General features: G+C 42.9%; 10 protein-coding genes. 3 read left to right on the top strand and 7 right to left on the bottom strand.

Annotated features, from left to right (window positions below; genetic code table 11):
* Nucleotides 1–298: 298 nt before the first annotated feature.
* The 6 genes from ABMY45_RS16535 to ABMY45_RS16510 form a co-directional block, all read right to left on the bottom strand.
* A complete protein-coding gene (locus ABMY45_RS16535; protein ID WP_174170706.1) occupies nucleotides 299–910 on the bottom strand; it encodes a superoxide dismutase in 612 nt (203 codons plus the stop codon).
* A gap of 14 nt (nucleotides 911–924) precedes the next feature.
* Nucleotides 925–1,443, bottom strand: coding sequence for a hypothetical protein (locus ABMY45_RS16530; protein WP_349289186.1), 519 nt, complete (start codon nucleotides 1,441–1,443; stop codon nucleotides 925–927).
* 107 nt (nucleotides 1,444–1,550) lie between these two features.
* Nucleotides 1,551–2,435 carry a cation diffusion facilitator family transporter gene (locus tag ABMY45_RS16525; RefSeq protein WP_174170705.1) on the bottom strand — a complete coding sequence of 295 codons (885 nt, stop codon included), beginning with the start codon at nucleotides 2,433–2,435 and terminating at the stop codon, nucleotides 1,551–1,553.
* 57 nt (nucleotides 2,436–2,492) lie between these two features.
* Nucleotides 2,493–5,621, bottom strand: coding sequence for a CusA/CzcA family heavy metal efflux RND transporter (locus ABMY45_RS16520; RefSeq protein ID WP_349289185.1), 3,129 nt, complete (start codon nucleotides 5,619–5,621; stop codon nucleotides 2,493–2,495).
* A 13-nt stretch (nucleotides 5,622–5,634) separates the two neighbouring features.
* The gene (locus tag ABMY45_RS16515; protein ID WP_010607509.1) at nucleotides 5,635–6,744 is read right to left on the bottom strand and encodes an efflux RND transporter periplasmic adaptor subunit; all 1,110 of its coding nucleotides are present in this window, start codon (nucleotides 6,742–6,744) and stop codon (nucleotides 5,635–5,637) included.
* A 372-nt stretch (nucleotides 6,745–7,116) separates the two neighbouring features.
* Nucleotides 7,117–7,443, bottom strand: a complete 327-nt coding sequence (locus tag ABMY45_RS16510; RefSeq protein WP_174170702.1) for a DUF2946 family protein — start codon at nucleotides 7,441–7,443, stop codon at nucleotides 7,117–7,119.
* Nucleotides 7,444–7,715: 272 nt separating this feature from the next.
* On the opposite strand from ABMY45_RS16510, the gene bfr (ABMY45_RS16505) reads away from it, so the two are divergent.
* Nucleotides 7,716–8,183, top strand: coding sequence for a bacterioferritin (bfr, locus tag ABMY45_RS16505; RefSeq protein ID WP_010607507.1), 468 nt, complete (start codon nucleotides 7,716–7,718; stop codon nucleotides 8,181–8,183).
* Between the two features lie 17 nt (nucleotides 8,184–8,200).
* Complete coding sequence (gene bfr, locus ABMY45_RS16500; RefSeq protein ID WP_102058584.1) at nucleotides 8,201–8,665, top strand: bacterioferritin; 465 nt, start codon at nucleotides 8,201–8,203, stop codon at nucleotides 8,663–8,665.
* Between the two features lie 32 nt (nucleotides 8,666–8,697).
* Here bfr (ABMY45_RS16500) and ABMY45_RS16495 read toward each other — a convergent pair whose 3' ends face one another.
* Nucleotides 8,698–8,892, bottom strand: coding sequence for a (2Fe-2S)-binding protein (locus ABMY45_RS16495; protein ID WP_010607506.1), 195 nt, complete (start codon nucleotides 8,890–8,892; stop codon nucleotides 8,698–8,700).
* Between the two features lie 480 nt (nucleotides 8,893–9,372).
* On the opposite strand from ABMY45_RS16495, the gene ABMY45_RS16490 reads away from it, so the two are divergent.
* Complete coding sequence (locus ABMY45_RS16490; protein WP_349289184.1) at nucleotides 9,373–13,860, top strand: EAL domain-containing protein; 4,488 nt, start codon at nucleotides 9,373–9,375, stop codon at nucleotides 13,858–13,860.
* Nucleotides 13,861–13,873: the final 13 nt, after the last annotated feature.

Genomic DNA, 13,873 nt, shown 5'->3' with positions numbered 1-13,873 from the left:
GGAGTATTCATGAAAAAAGCCCGCTAGGGGCTTTCTAACCTGAGCTTCGGATAACTAATGCCTTTCTAGCAGCCAGTTTTAGCGCTAACTGCGTTGAATTCACTTCCAATAGCCCGCTATTAATGCGTAAATTCGCCTTGCCTACAGGAAGTAGGTACCTTAGCGAGAGCAGGACGCGGAAGCGGTGTTATCCCTAAAACTCTCTGGCTAGACAGAAAGTCATTCAAGATAAATTTTAAAACTATATGTTAGCTCATTACTTACCCAAACCTCAGGTTAAATAACTGAGGAAAAAGTACTAACCTATTGCTTGATTATATCTGCGCTCGACTTCAGACCAATTAATGACGTTGTAAAAAGCCGCGATGTATTCTGGTCGACGATTCTGATATTTGAGGTAATAGGCATGTTCCCACACATCTAAGCCCAATATTGGGGTGTGCTGCTCCATGTAGGGACTATCTTGGTTAAGACTACTCGTCACCGCTAACTTGCCATTTTCATCTACAACTAACCATGCCCAGCCACTGCCAAATCGGCTGACAGCAGCGTTTGTAAATTCAGTTTTAAAGCTATCAAAACCGCCGAATTCACTTTCTATCGCTTGTTTTAACGGCCCATCACACAAAGGCGCAGAATTCGGAGTCATAATTTGCCAGAACAAACTATGGTTATTGTGCCCGCCGACATGTTCTTGCACTGCTTTTTGTAAGGTTTCAGGTAACGTTTTAATGTTTCTCAGCAACGTTTCGGTGTCTTTACCCTCGAACTCCGTCCCCTCTAATGCTGCGTTTGCTTTATTTATATATGTCTGATGATGCAAAGTATGATGGATCTCCATCGTTTTCGCGTCGATATGTGGTTCCAGTGCATCATATACGTACGGTAATTCAGGTAAGGTATAAGCCATTCGACCTCCAAATGTTAATGTAAAACGCGAGAATGCTGGTGCGTTACCAGCATCGCTTCGTTAATTTGATGAATAAGCTCAGGTAAATGAGGATAGCGTGTTGCAAAATGGATCAGCTCTTGTCGAGTTTTATGCAAATGATGTAAGACGGTAGGCGCAAGTTCATTGTTATATTCAAGGTAGGTTGCATGTATCTTCAGATGGATTGAGATAAGTTGCTGGCACGCTCTATTTGGTTGGTCAAGCGCAATAAAGGTATCAGCTAGATTATGTGCGGATACTACGACGGCTGGTAAACTGTGCTCTATGGCACTCATCACGACGCTGTCCTTTTGGCATAATAAAAACTCATCTAAAATACCTGTCGCGAGTGTCAATGCAACCTGATATTCATCACGGGCACGCAGAAATATTTGCGCTTGATATGCTTGATTACCAGAGAGTATTTTAGCTTGCCAAGGTGACAACACTGAAGATAACGCGCAAGCTCCGCTTGCTAAGCGATTTGCACTAAGGCCCATGCGATTTTTCATATTTTACCCTTATACCGAACTAGCTTACTTGTGCAAGCAAACCAGTATGAGCTATTGGAGCACTATATGATCACACAAACATTAATGCAAACTATTTTCATTTGTATTTATTTAATTTCTACACACTGATGTGTTACCAAAGAGTCCTCGGTTAATTCAAGTGTGGTATGCGACAATCCAAACCGCGACTGTAACCCCTCTTTCAACCGCACTAGCGTGCTTTGGTCGCTCAAGGACGTAATGACAACTTGCGCCTCTAAAATATAATCATGCTCATTGAGCTGCCAAACATGAATATGGCTTACTGTCTTAACATTCTCTTGAGTCTCAAGGTATTCCTTAACCTCTTGAATATTCAAATTATCTGGCGTCGCCTGCATGAGAATTCTAATACTACTTTTACTCAGTTCAACACCATGGTAAATCACGTACGCGGAGATCAATACAGTGGCGATAAGATCCACCACATACCATTGATATAAGATGATTAATGTTCCAGCCACGATCACCGCAACGGAAGCCGCAGCATCAGAAACATTATGAATAAATGCCGCACGAATATTTAGGCTGGTTTTTGCACCTGCAGAATAAGTAATAAGTGCTGTGATAACATCGATAACTAACGCCAAGGCCGCGAGCCACACCACTATCCAGCCATCAATTGGCTCTGGATTTAAAAATCGAGAAATCGCCTCGAATAACAGATAAACCCCAACAACGATGAGTGTCGCACTATTAATTAACGCCCCAATTATTTCAGCACGTTGATAGCCATAAGTGAGTTCAAGTGAGGCCGGCTTTCTTGCAACTTTTTGCGCGACTAACGCGATAATAAGCGCACCGGCGTCACTTAAATTATGTAGCGCATCAGCAACCAAAGAGAGACTACCAGAAAGAATGCCACCAACGACCTGCGCGACACTCAGTAGAATATTAACAAATACGGCCCAACCGAGCTTATTTCCATGATGGTGATGATGTGCGTGAGACATACTAAATCCTATTTATTGATCCGAAGAAGGGGCCACTTTCAATGGCCCCCACGGGCATTACGAATTTTTAATTTGCTTTGAGAATAGTGGATAAAGTGCTGGCAATACAAACAAAGTCAGCAAGGTTGACGTTAATAATCCACCAACAATTACACTGGCAAGCGGCCTTTGAATTTCAGCGCCCACTCCTGTCGATAGCAGCATGGGAATAAGTCCCAGCGCTGAGGTTATCGCAGTCATAAGCACGGGTCTAAGCCTTGAAACTGCTCCCTCAAAGACACCCGAATGAAGCAATTCTCCCGCAGCCAATCGCTGGTTTATGCTCTCAACCATGACCACACCATTGAGTACCGCGACACCGAATAAGGTGATAAACCCAACCGAGCTTGGGACCGAGAGATATTGTCCTGAGATATATAAAGAAAATACCCCACCAATGACCGCAAGCGGCACATTCACTAAAATAAGCGCAGCCTGAGCCATTGAACCAAATGCAAAGTAAAGCAAGAGTGCTATTAGCGCCAAAGATAACGGCACCACGATTGCCAAGCGTTTTTGTGCTCGTTGCTGGTTTTCAAATTGACCACCGATTTCAACACCATAACCTGTTGGTAAGTCAACTTTACTATCAATAGCCGTGCGAATATCACTTACTACACTGCCCATATCACGACCTTGCACATTAGCTTGGATCACCACTCGACGTTGAACGTCATCTCGTCTTACTTGCGGAGGACCAGATTGATATTCAACATTCGCAACATCAGCCAACCGGATCCACGCCCCTGAACTTGATTGTAAACGTATTTCTTCAATAGTCTGTTTGCTTTGACGGTACTTGGGTGCCAAGCGGACATAAATATCATAGCGTTCGTTACCGTTGATGACCTGCCCCGCTTTACTGCCACCAATGCCATCTTGCACTAATGCCATTACGTCTCCGACAGCTAAACCGTAGCGCGATAACGCTTGACGTTTTGGGGTGATGATCAGCTGTGACTCACCTGCTATTTGCTCAAGTTGTACACCTTCAGTCCCTTCAACTTGCACCACGGCCGCTTCAATTTCCTTGCCTTTTTTTGCAAGCACAGCTAAGTCTGGGCCAAACAACTTAATCGCCAACTGCGCTTTAACACCTGAGAGTAATTCATCGACACGCGTCGCAATAGGCTGTGAAAAATTAAACAGTAAGCCGGGATAAGCCGATAGTTTTTGTTCCATCAAAGCTTGTAATTCGTAGCGATTATTTGCGCTTTGCCACTGTGCTACTGGCGCAAGGCCAATATAGATTTCAATGTTATTTACCGGTTCAGGATCGCCACCTATCTCCGCTCGACCAATTCTGCTTAGTGCGTAGTTTACTTCAGGAAAAGTGAGCAGCATTTTTTCCAGCTCAGGCGCAACATTAAGCGCGGTTTCAAGACTGGCGGAAGGCGCTAGCGTTACCCTTAGGTTGATGGTGCCTTCTTCAAGCTCTGGGACAAACTCGGTACCAATTTTAGTGAACGTAAAACCGGCCGCCGCCATCAATAATATGACGATTGCCATCAACAACTTTTGCCTATGCAACACTCGATTTAACGTCCAGCGGTAACCTTTTTCTAGCGCGACGAGAATTATACTCTCTCGCGCTTTAACGCCATGTTTAAATAAGTAGGTCGCAAGCGCTGGGACAATGATAAGGGCAACAAATATCGCCGCAACAACAGCCAAAATAATACTGATTGCCATGGGTTGAAATAACTTAGCTTCAACTCCTTCAAAACTAAATAACGGGGTGAATACCACTAAGATAATACTGGCAGCAAAAAAGATTGGCCTTGCCACTTCCTTTCCTGCGAGCTCAACAATGAGTCCTACAGAAAAGTCATCACTTTCCTTTTGCTTTGTTAGGTGCTTAAAGATGTTTTCTACCATCACCACTGAGCCGTCAACTAACATCCCTATCGCGACTGCGATACCGCCTAGCGACATTAAGTTGGCCGAGACGCCAAGCCACGCCATAACCACAAGTGCAATGGCAATTGAAATAGGAATTGAAATGAGCACCAGAAAAGTTGCTCTCAGGTTCATTAAAAACAGCGCGAGCACCACAACGATAAAAATAAATGCCAGTGCCAAGGCTTCAACGACAGTTTGTACTGCTTTGCTGATCAAATCAGACTGATCGTAAAACGGCTCAAACCTTACCCCTTCGGGTAGCGCTTTATTAATAAGTTCCACGCGGTTGTTAATGCTATCAATGGTTGCTTTGGTGTTTGCTCCCATTCGCTTTAGCACTATGCCTGTTACGACTTCACCGAGCTGTTCCACTCCACCAGAGGCGCTTTTTCTAGACATCGTGACAGCGCCTTGACGGATTTCTCCACCAATCGATACAGTAGCAACCTGAGCCACAGTCACGACCGTGCCATCAATGGTTTTGACGGGCACGTTGGCAATCTCCTGGATCCCCTTCTCCCCACTTTGAAACCAGCCAGTTCCGCGGATCACCAATTGCTCTTGACCGCGCTCTAAATACCAGCCGCCGACATTTTGGTTATTACGCTCGATGGCACTCACCACATCTTGCTGAGTGAGCGCATAAGCCAATAGCTTATTTGGGTCGATATTGACTTGATACTGGCGCACATCGCCGCCAAAGGCCAATACATCAGTTACTCCGTCAATTGGCATAATTAACAGCTTGACCACCCAGTCATTGAGACTACGCAAGGCCATTGCATCATATTCAGAGTTCGGCTCGCTCATCAGCATATATTGAAATACTTGACCAAGCCCTGAGGTATTTGGCCCCATTTCCGGCGTACCCACACCACTTGGGATCAACTCCTTTGCAGCTTGGAGGCGCTCAAATACCAACTGTCTGGCAAAATAGATATCGGTGCCTTCCTTAAATACCACCGTAACGCCAGATAGACCTGTTTTAGAAATTGAACGCACTTGCTGCACATCAGGCAAGGCATACATCACAGCCTCAATTGGATAAGTGATTAACTGCTCAACCTCTTCCGCTGCCAGTCCCGGCGCTTCAGTATTCACCGCAACCTGCACATTCGTTACATCGGGAAACGCATCTAAGTTGAGTTTTGGAATAGTCACGCTAGCAGTTGCCGTGATAACGAGTAAAAAAAGAATAATTAGAAGCCGATTGTTTACAGACCAATCGATAATTCGATTAAACATGATGAGGCTCCCCTTAATGGTTATGCGGATCGAAGCCTGATTTGGCTTGCTCTGACGCAATAAAGAACGCCCCGGTTACGGCCACGCGCTCACCCACAGCCAAACCGATAACTTCAACCTGAGCGCCAAAATCTTCACCTAAAGTCACTTCTTTGGGATGGAACTCGCCGGGCGCTTCTTCGATGTACACCACCCAATCACCGTCAGGACCACGACTTAACGCGTCTGCAGGTAACGCAATGGTTGGCTCTTTTGACGGTATGATAAAGTTGACGTTTACAAACATCCCTGCGTGCAGCTTGTCGTCACTATTTTCAACCAATAGGCGGATCTGCCTAGTTCGAGTAATGGGATCGATAGTATGCGCTTCTTGGATAACGCGAGCCGCATATTGCTGATCTTCTATGCCAATCAATGCTTTAGAGTTAACCGCTAACGAAAGTTGAGAGTTCGGTTGTAAACGGGCTTCCACCCATAGCTCGCTTTCATCAGTGATTGCCATTAAAGTTGTGCCAGAAGCAACATGCTGGCCCTGAGTAAAGGCATCTTGAGTCACCACCCCCTCGCGCTCAGCAACGAGCGTATATTGGCCAAGTTCACTGGCGGGCTTAGTGGCTATTTCTTTGATCTCCTTTTCTGTTACTCCAAGTGCCAACAACTTTGAATAAGCCGAACTAAAATCGGCACTTGCTTGAACGCGTTCACGCTCACTGATGGTTTCTTTGCTTAAGCGTTTAACTCTATCCCACTCTGTTGAAGCGACCAAATATTGCGCTTGGGCCTGCGCCATTGCCTCTGAGAATAAAGTGATAAGTGGGTCGTTAACATTAACCATAGAGCCAAGTGTAGTGTGTCGCTTTAACACGATTGAATCGGCTCTTGGCGATACTAAATAGCTGGTATAACCATTGGCTTTTACTTCTCCAGGTGCAAAATAAAAGCGCTCATGGCTTTCCAACTTGACTTCTTTGGTCTGAATTCCGGCAAAACGCATTTGTTGCTGCGTTAGTACGATGGCATTTTCTTCCTCTTCATGTTCTTCATGACCATCGCCAGCATATGCTAGCGAGCTAAAAAGCGCGTTCACCGCGAAATAGATGGAGAAAATTTTAAAGTTTGTCATTCGATACTCTTTTACTCAAGAACGTAAGTTGACGTTCAAAACCGTTAGCTTGTGTAGCGAATTGCACCAAGCATTGCTTTTACAGTGCCAATTCGTAAACAAGAATGCGCTTCTCAAGCAGACGAGATTTATCTGTAATCAACGTCATCAGCTAAGAAGGAGTAATACCAATCAGGGTTAAAGTAGCTCATTTACTTAATACAATTGGTATAAACGGAGTGGGCAATATCACTGAAAGCAAAACACATAAGCATAGAAAACAGGTCTAGTTGTTTGCTCACTAACACGAATTTGCGCTAAGTTGGGTTTATCAATTTACGCATTAACCTAAACAAGTTAAATTGAGTTCACGCCTTCAATGATAACCGCGACTTAAGCGATCGGTGGACGATGTGCTTGCTCTACAAAAGCACGCACTTTAGTATCTGATTGAGGATAAATTTCGCTATTTGGTCGCATTTCAAAGGGGATAAAAGATTTTAAAATCACTAAATTCAAATGCGTCCCACTGCAATGGCCACAGTGGTGGCAATCTTTTGTGTGATGGTCGCTGGAGTCTGCTTGCGCATCTTCAGCATGGTCGTGAGTATGTTGGAGGTGAGACACTTCGATTTGATGGAAGCTAGATTCAGACGCGAACACACTCACAGCTTGCACCGAAAGTAAGAGCATCACAAAAATCAAAACTAGCTTATTCAAATCTACATTTCTCTTTAAAACAAAAGATCGTTGTCAATTTACCACCTGCACTTGTTCTGTCAATAGTAGCGCTAAGCTTTAAGTCTTATTTTTTGCTGTCATTACTGATCCTACTCAAAATGAAATAACAATAATTTGCATTGTTAGGCCAAAACATCAACTTAAATGCGAATTATAATCAATATATAACACCATGTTTTATAAAGATTTTTCATTGACACATCACATAAATCCGTTAGACTAGCCGCATATTCACAGTTTGAGGTAACAGCATGCAAGGTAAACAAAAAGTCATCGACGCATTCAATAAGCTATTAGCCAATGAGCTTGCAGCTATCGATCAATATTTCATCCATTCACGTATGTACGAAGATTGGGGGTTGAGCAAACTATACCAACGCCTTGAGCACGAACGTGAAGAAGAAACCACGCATGCAGATTGGTTGATCAAACGCATTCTTTTCTTGGAAGGGGTACCTAACATGACAAAACGTCGTGATCTACTCATCGGCCAAGATGTTAAGTCCATGATGGAAAACGACCTAAAACTAGAGCTTGAAGTTGTCGAATGCGTTAAAGAAGCAATCAAAATCTGTGAAGAAGAGCAAGATTACCAATCTCGAGAAACGCTTGAAAAGCTGTTGTTTGATACAGAAGAAGATCATGTTTACTGGCTAGAGCAGCAAATTCGCCTGATTGATCTTATCGGTGCTCCGAATTATATCCAATCTCAGCTTTAATATTAAGGACTCGACAAATGAAAGGTGATAGAGAAGTAATCGGAGCGCTTAATAAAGTTTTGGCCAATGAGTTGGTAGGTATCAACCAATACTTTTTGCACGCACGTATGTTTAAAGACTTCGGTTTTAGCCAGTTAGACAAAGCGGATTATAAAGTCTCAATACAAAAAATGAAAAACGCTGACCGCCTTATCGAGCGAATTTTGTTCTTGGAAGGCCTTCCTAACTTACAAGATTTAGGTCGTTTAAAAATTGGTGAAAACAGCGCTGAGATGATTGATTGCAATATGGCATTTGAGCAAGCGTCTTTGGTCGACCTCCAAGCAGCAATTAAATTGTGTGAAGAAAAGCAAGATTACATCAGCCGTGAAGCGTTAGATAAAATCCAAAACGAGCAAGAAGAGCAAATTGACTGGCTTGAAACTCAGCAACATCTAATTAAGGTGATGGGAATAGAAAACTACTTACAGTCTCAACTATAAGTATTTAATCGAGGTTGCGTGATAATGTACTGTTACGCAACCTGATCAGTGACATCAACAATCGCAATCAGCTTTTCATTTAGAATTTTCTTCGCACAGTTACAGCACTTTCCACACTGCTTACCAACAGATAATGTCTGGCTAAGATCACGCATTGAACGAGCACCATCGTCTATCGTCTCTGCAATCTTTTTATCTGTAACACCATGGCAAATGCACACGTACATAAATGAAAACCAATCTCAAACTCATTAACTGACAACAAGTCTAATCTAAACGATAACAATTATCAACACATACCTTAGCTATAAATGCGAATTATTTTTCTTTGTAAGCTGCAGCAAAGACTTCGTTATTCACACTTCGTAAAACGTCGTACTCAAGCCGACGTTTATTTCTATAAAATTAAGAAAAATCCAGTAAAACTGCTACGCTTAACTTAACCAGATGAGTTTCACTTTAAACATGAGAGTTTGGGTGCACTTTCACCCAAGAAGATTGTTTTGTTTGCTACAAATGACAAACCTTAAACATGTATAAATTGTTAAATATATTGCATAAAAACCAAGGTTTAAGTTGATTTCAATCTAGCATTTCCGCTAGACTTCGCGTCACCGCTAACAGTTTTATTAGCGCGGATCAGCTTAGTTTGATTGGTAACATGTTGTTAAAGGACTAAATGAGATTGGATAGAGAAAGGTCTTTTAATGAAGCAAGCGCTATTGTGTTTTTTTATATTATTATCTTTGTGTTGCATAGTCGCGCCTAGCCACGCCCATAACTTCGGTCAATATACTTCTCGTTTCTCTGTTGAGGAGGGGTTAAGTCAATCAGCAATCACCGCCATCACACAAGATAAACATGGCTTTATTTGGATCGGTACTCTTCAAGGCTTAAACCGCTATGACGGCAATCAAATCGTTAGTATTGCAGCCTCTCAGGGTCTTGATGAGCAAGAAATAGTTGGGTTATTCAATATCTCGAATGACGAGTTACTGATCTCTACTGGTATCAGCGGTGCGTATTTACTGAATGTTGATGACTACACAGTTCAACAAATCTACGACGGTAAACGTCAAGACAACAACGCAGCTCCAAAACCCATCGCTACAGCCATTGCTCATCGAGAAAATATCATCTTCTCCATTGAAAGTGACCTCTACACATTAGATCGCGATACGTTAAAGTCAGAATTACTCACTCACTTCGCACCAAGTAGCTACATTCGCGCCATAAACGTTATCGGTAATTTTGTGATTATTGGTACAACGGAAGGTCTATTCACCTATTCTCTTGCGACCGGCAATGTAGAGCAAATAAATTACACAGATTCAAAGTCAGAACTCAGTCATGATGTTAAATTACTCAAACGCGACCCATCGTTGGGGTTACTCGTTGGTACTGTAGAAGGCTTATTTGTAATTCCAGTCAGTAATCAAACACTTGTTGCTTCAAAAAGCTATGAGCTTGTGCCTGAGAAAAATATTTGGGGACATCAAATCACTCCCTATGGCGAGTTTATTGCTACCGAACATGGATTGTTGCTTATTGATAGAAGAAAAAAAACCAGTTCAAAGGTGCTTTCCTTAACCGAGGGGCAATATCGTCTCACCAATCCCAGTATCACTAACCTTTACGCAGATAGAAACAATAACCTATGGATGGGCACGTATAATGATGGTGCATATTTATGGCCTTCAAGCTCGCTGCGCTTTACAACATTTATAAACACCCAAGACAGATTTGCCAATAACAATATCTGGTCGATTCACCCTACCAACAATAACACGGTACTCCTTGGTACGGATAACGGCATTAATGAGTTTGATTTGAGCACCCAGCAATTGAAATCCAGTTACCTGCAAAATAGAGACCCAAAAGCGCTGTACGGAGCAGATGCTGTATTCTCTATTTTTAATTCTTCATATTTCGACAAAAATACATTTCTTATACAAACAACTCAAGAGACCGCACTATTTAACACCGACACCAAACAGCTAAACCCAATTACGCTTGAAAATGGTGACAAACTTGAACCATATAGCTGGGGTATCGCTAAGTACTCAGAAAGTAAGTTTCCATTTATCAATAGCAACGGGTTTTATGAATATGATGCTGCCACTAGTACAGTGCGGGCATTAGAAGGACTGTCAAAGCAGCTGGCAGCGGCACAGAGCTTTTTGATCCTACCGCCTTTGGATACGACTAACGATGAATATTGGATAAGTACGGACATCAGTTTGGTCAAATATAATGAGTCAACAGATACCCTAACAACAATTTACAACAAATCGGATAAGCACTTGGTCTCCGCCGTTAATAGTTGGGTAGTAGATAGAGCTGGAACACTATGGTTGGCAACCTCAACCGAAGGTCTAGTCGGGATCAATAAAGATACTTACGCCGAAGAATACAAGCTAACCACTGAACAAGGTTTGATGAGTAATGCTATCTACAATCTCCAGTTAGATAGAGATGGAATGATTTGGGCCAGCAGTCAACGCGGCATGTTTAAATTTGATCCAATAAATAAAGTATTGGAAACCTTTGGAACGAATCAAGGCCTGCCGACGCTTGAGTTTAACGGAGGGGCAGCAGCAGCACTTGAATCTGGCAAGCTGATGTTCGGTACAGTCAACGGCTCTATCACTTTCGATCCGGAACAGTTTTCAGATGGCGCGGTTAAGCGCCGCCCACTACTGGTCACTCAAATGGATATTTTAAGCAGGGATCAAACCTACTTAGCACCTGATGCAATTTTGCAAGCACTTGATTTTAAGTTTGATGACATGGGCATTGAGCTACAGTTTTCTGATTTTGACTTCAATGCCAATCATCATATTCAATACCAAGCTTCTTTGCATGGTCCAAGTGCACTTATGTTTTCAAGCTTAAAACGAAACAAAGTATTTCTAAATCAATTACTCCCTGGTGATTATCAGTTAATCGTTGCACCGCGTTCGCTTGACGGTGATGACCTGAGCAACGCACTCAACTTGCGCTTTCATGTTGCTCACTCTCCATGGCGCTCGCCTGTTGCATTAATCTTATACAGTCTAAGTGCATTCGCGCTAATATCGCTCGTCGTTATTAAGCACAAACAGAAACAACGTCAGCTTGAAACTGCACTTAAAGCCGTTACGCATGCAGGAAGGCAAACGAAGCTGGCGTTGAAATCAACCAAAAGCGGCGTTTGGTCAGCAGATGTCGTTGCACGCCAAATCACACAGCAGCGCGCCGAAGCGCTTGGCTTTGAGAGTGATACTATGACGTTGCAAGAACACTATAACGCCATTCATCCGGATGATAGAGAAGTTGTCGAGCGTGCTTGGAAGAAATTTATTTCTAACCCGACCAAAGAGCAGCTTTCTCTATCTTATCGACTGCGCTGCACTGATAATAATTGGCACTGGTTTCACGACTTTGGCCAAGTCGCAGAGTTTGACGCACAAGGCAAAGCCACTGAACTACACGGTATTTATACCAATGTAACCACGCAAAAAGCGAACCAGATGCGCGCAAATATGCTGGGTGAGGCCTTCAGCCAAGTGAACGATTGGATTGTGATCTTAGACCCTAACTTACAGCCCATTTCGGTCAATAGTAGCTTCTGTAGAGCATTTCAACTACAGGAAAACGAAGCGTTAAACGACTTAACGACTGAGCGTTTTGTTAATGCCATCGGGCAAAAGAAGTTCCACGGTTTAATTGCAAATTTAAAATCTCTTGGACCAAATCAATATCTAAGACAGGAAGTTCAAGTTACAGACGGCTGGGATAAAGTGCATCCAGTTCAACTAAGCATTAGCGCGGTTTCCAAGGACAATGTGAATCTCCAATACTTCGTGGTCGTTGTTACCGATTTGACTGAGCAGAAAAAAGCCGAGAATGAACTTAGATATCTCGCCAATTTCGACGCTTTGACGGAGCTGCCGAATCGCAGCTTAATGCTACAGCACATTGAATTTGCGCTGTTTAACGCAAACAACACACAGCAAAGCTGTGCCCTACTCTTTATTGACTTAGATAAATTTAAACCAATTAATGATGCCTATGGACATCATATTGGCGATAAACTACTGGTCGCGATAACTAAGCGGATCAAAGAGCAAATTAACAATAATTGTATCTTAGCAAGGCAGAGTGGCGATGAGTTTCTTGTGCTAATTAAGTCCTTCCCTAGCATCGAATATGTGAGCGAGGTAGTCTCCCGCTTAGTGAAGCACATACCCGAACGTATCGAAATTGATGGGATCACCATGAGTGTATCTGCCAGTATTGGCGTTGCAGTTTACCCGTTTGATGCACCGGACTCAGAATCCTTAATCCGTAACGCGGATATCGCCATGATCCATGCAAAGCAATCGGGAAGAAATGCATTCAAGTTCTTTACTGAGACAATGAATGAAGAGATCAGTAAAAAGCTTCGGTTAGAAACCGCAATGAAAACGGCAGTTAAAGACGGTGAGTTTTTCAATCACTATCAGCCTATCATCAATACCACAACGGGGCAGCTTGCAGGCGTTGAGTTACTCATGCGTTGGCGCAATAATGACATGCTAATTCCTCCATGCGATTTTATTCCAATCGCTGAAGAAAGCGGCTTGATCGAAACCTTGACTGAGCAAGCGCTTATCAGAGCCTTAATAGAATTGCGTCCATTGTTTACACAAGAACCAGACTTTTATTTATCTCTTAATTTAAGCGCGGTACATATTTTACGCTCAGATATCGCACACCAGTTCACTGAGATTTTAAAAGCGCATGGTCTTACTAATCGTTGCTTAAGACTTGAAATCACCGAGTCAATTTTTATGTCTGATATGGTTAAGGCACGAGCAACTATCAACGAAATGAAGCGGGCTGATTTTATATTGCTACTCGACGACTTCGGCACTGGCTTTTCTTCACTCACGTATCTGAATGAGTTCCCTCTTGATATTATAAAGATTGACCAAGGGTTTGTACGCAATATGAGCGCAAAACCCGCGAATAAATCTATCATTAGAACCATTTATTTATTGGCGCAAAGCTTAAACATGAAGTGTATTGCAGAAGGTGTCGAGACAGAACCTCAGCTTAATTATCTAAGAGACGTAGGCTGTGAATATATGCAAGGCTACCACTTCGCAAAGCCTATGGCGATTGACGATTTGCTCGCATTTTACGAACAGCATGAACGCTCACGAGCTTGATCGCGGGTTGAGT

The organism is Pseudoalteromonas sp. XMcav11-Q (assembly GCF_040104525.1).
Taxonomy (GTDB): Bacteria; Pseudomonadota; Gammaproteobacteria; order Enterobacterales; family Alteromonadaceae; genus Pseudoalteromonas.
Note: the sequence above shows the minus strand (reverse complement) of the source record. Positions and strands in the feature narration are given on the sequence as shown.

Bases quoted from the DNA above. Each gene is read 5' to 3' on its own strand.
- ABMY45_RS16490 (WP_349289184.1), top strand. From the start codon at position 9,373: ATGAAGCAAGCGCTATTGTGTTTTTTTATATTATTATCTTTGTGTTGC.
- ABMY45_RS16525 (WP_174170705.1), bottom strand. From the start codon at position 2,435: ATGTCTCACGCACATCATCACCATCATGGAAATAAGCTCGGTTGGGCC.
- ABMY45_RS16520 (WP_349289185.1), bottom strand. From the start codon at position 5,621: ATGTTTAATCGAATTATCGATTGGTCTGTAAACAATCGGCTTCTAATT.
- ABMY45_RS16530 (WP_349289186.1), bottom strand. From the start codon at position 1,443: ATGAAAAATCGCATGGGCCTTAGTGCAAATCGCTTAGCAAGCGGAGCT.
- ABMY45_RS16535 (WP_174170706.1), bottom strand. From the start codon at position 910: ATGGCTTATACCTTACCTGAATTACCGTACGTATATGATGCACTGGAA.
- ABMY45_RS16515 (WP_010607509.1), bottom strand. From the start codon at position 6,744: ATGACAAACTTTAAAATTTTCTCCATCTATTTCGCGGTGAACGCGCTT.
- bfr (WP_102058584.1), top strand. From the start codon at position 8,201: ATGAAAGGTGATAGAGAAGTAATCGGAGCGCTTAATAAAGTTTTGGCC.
- bfr (WP_010607507.1), top strand. From the start codon at position 7,716: ATGCAAGGTAAACAAAAAGTCATCGACGCATTCAATAAGCTATTAGCC.
- ABMY45_RS16495 (WP_010607506.1), bottom strand. From the start codon at position 8,892: ATGTACGTGTGCATTTGCCATGGTGTTACAGATAAAAAGATTGCAGAG.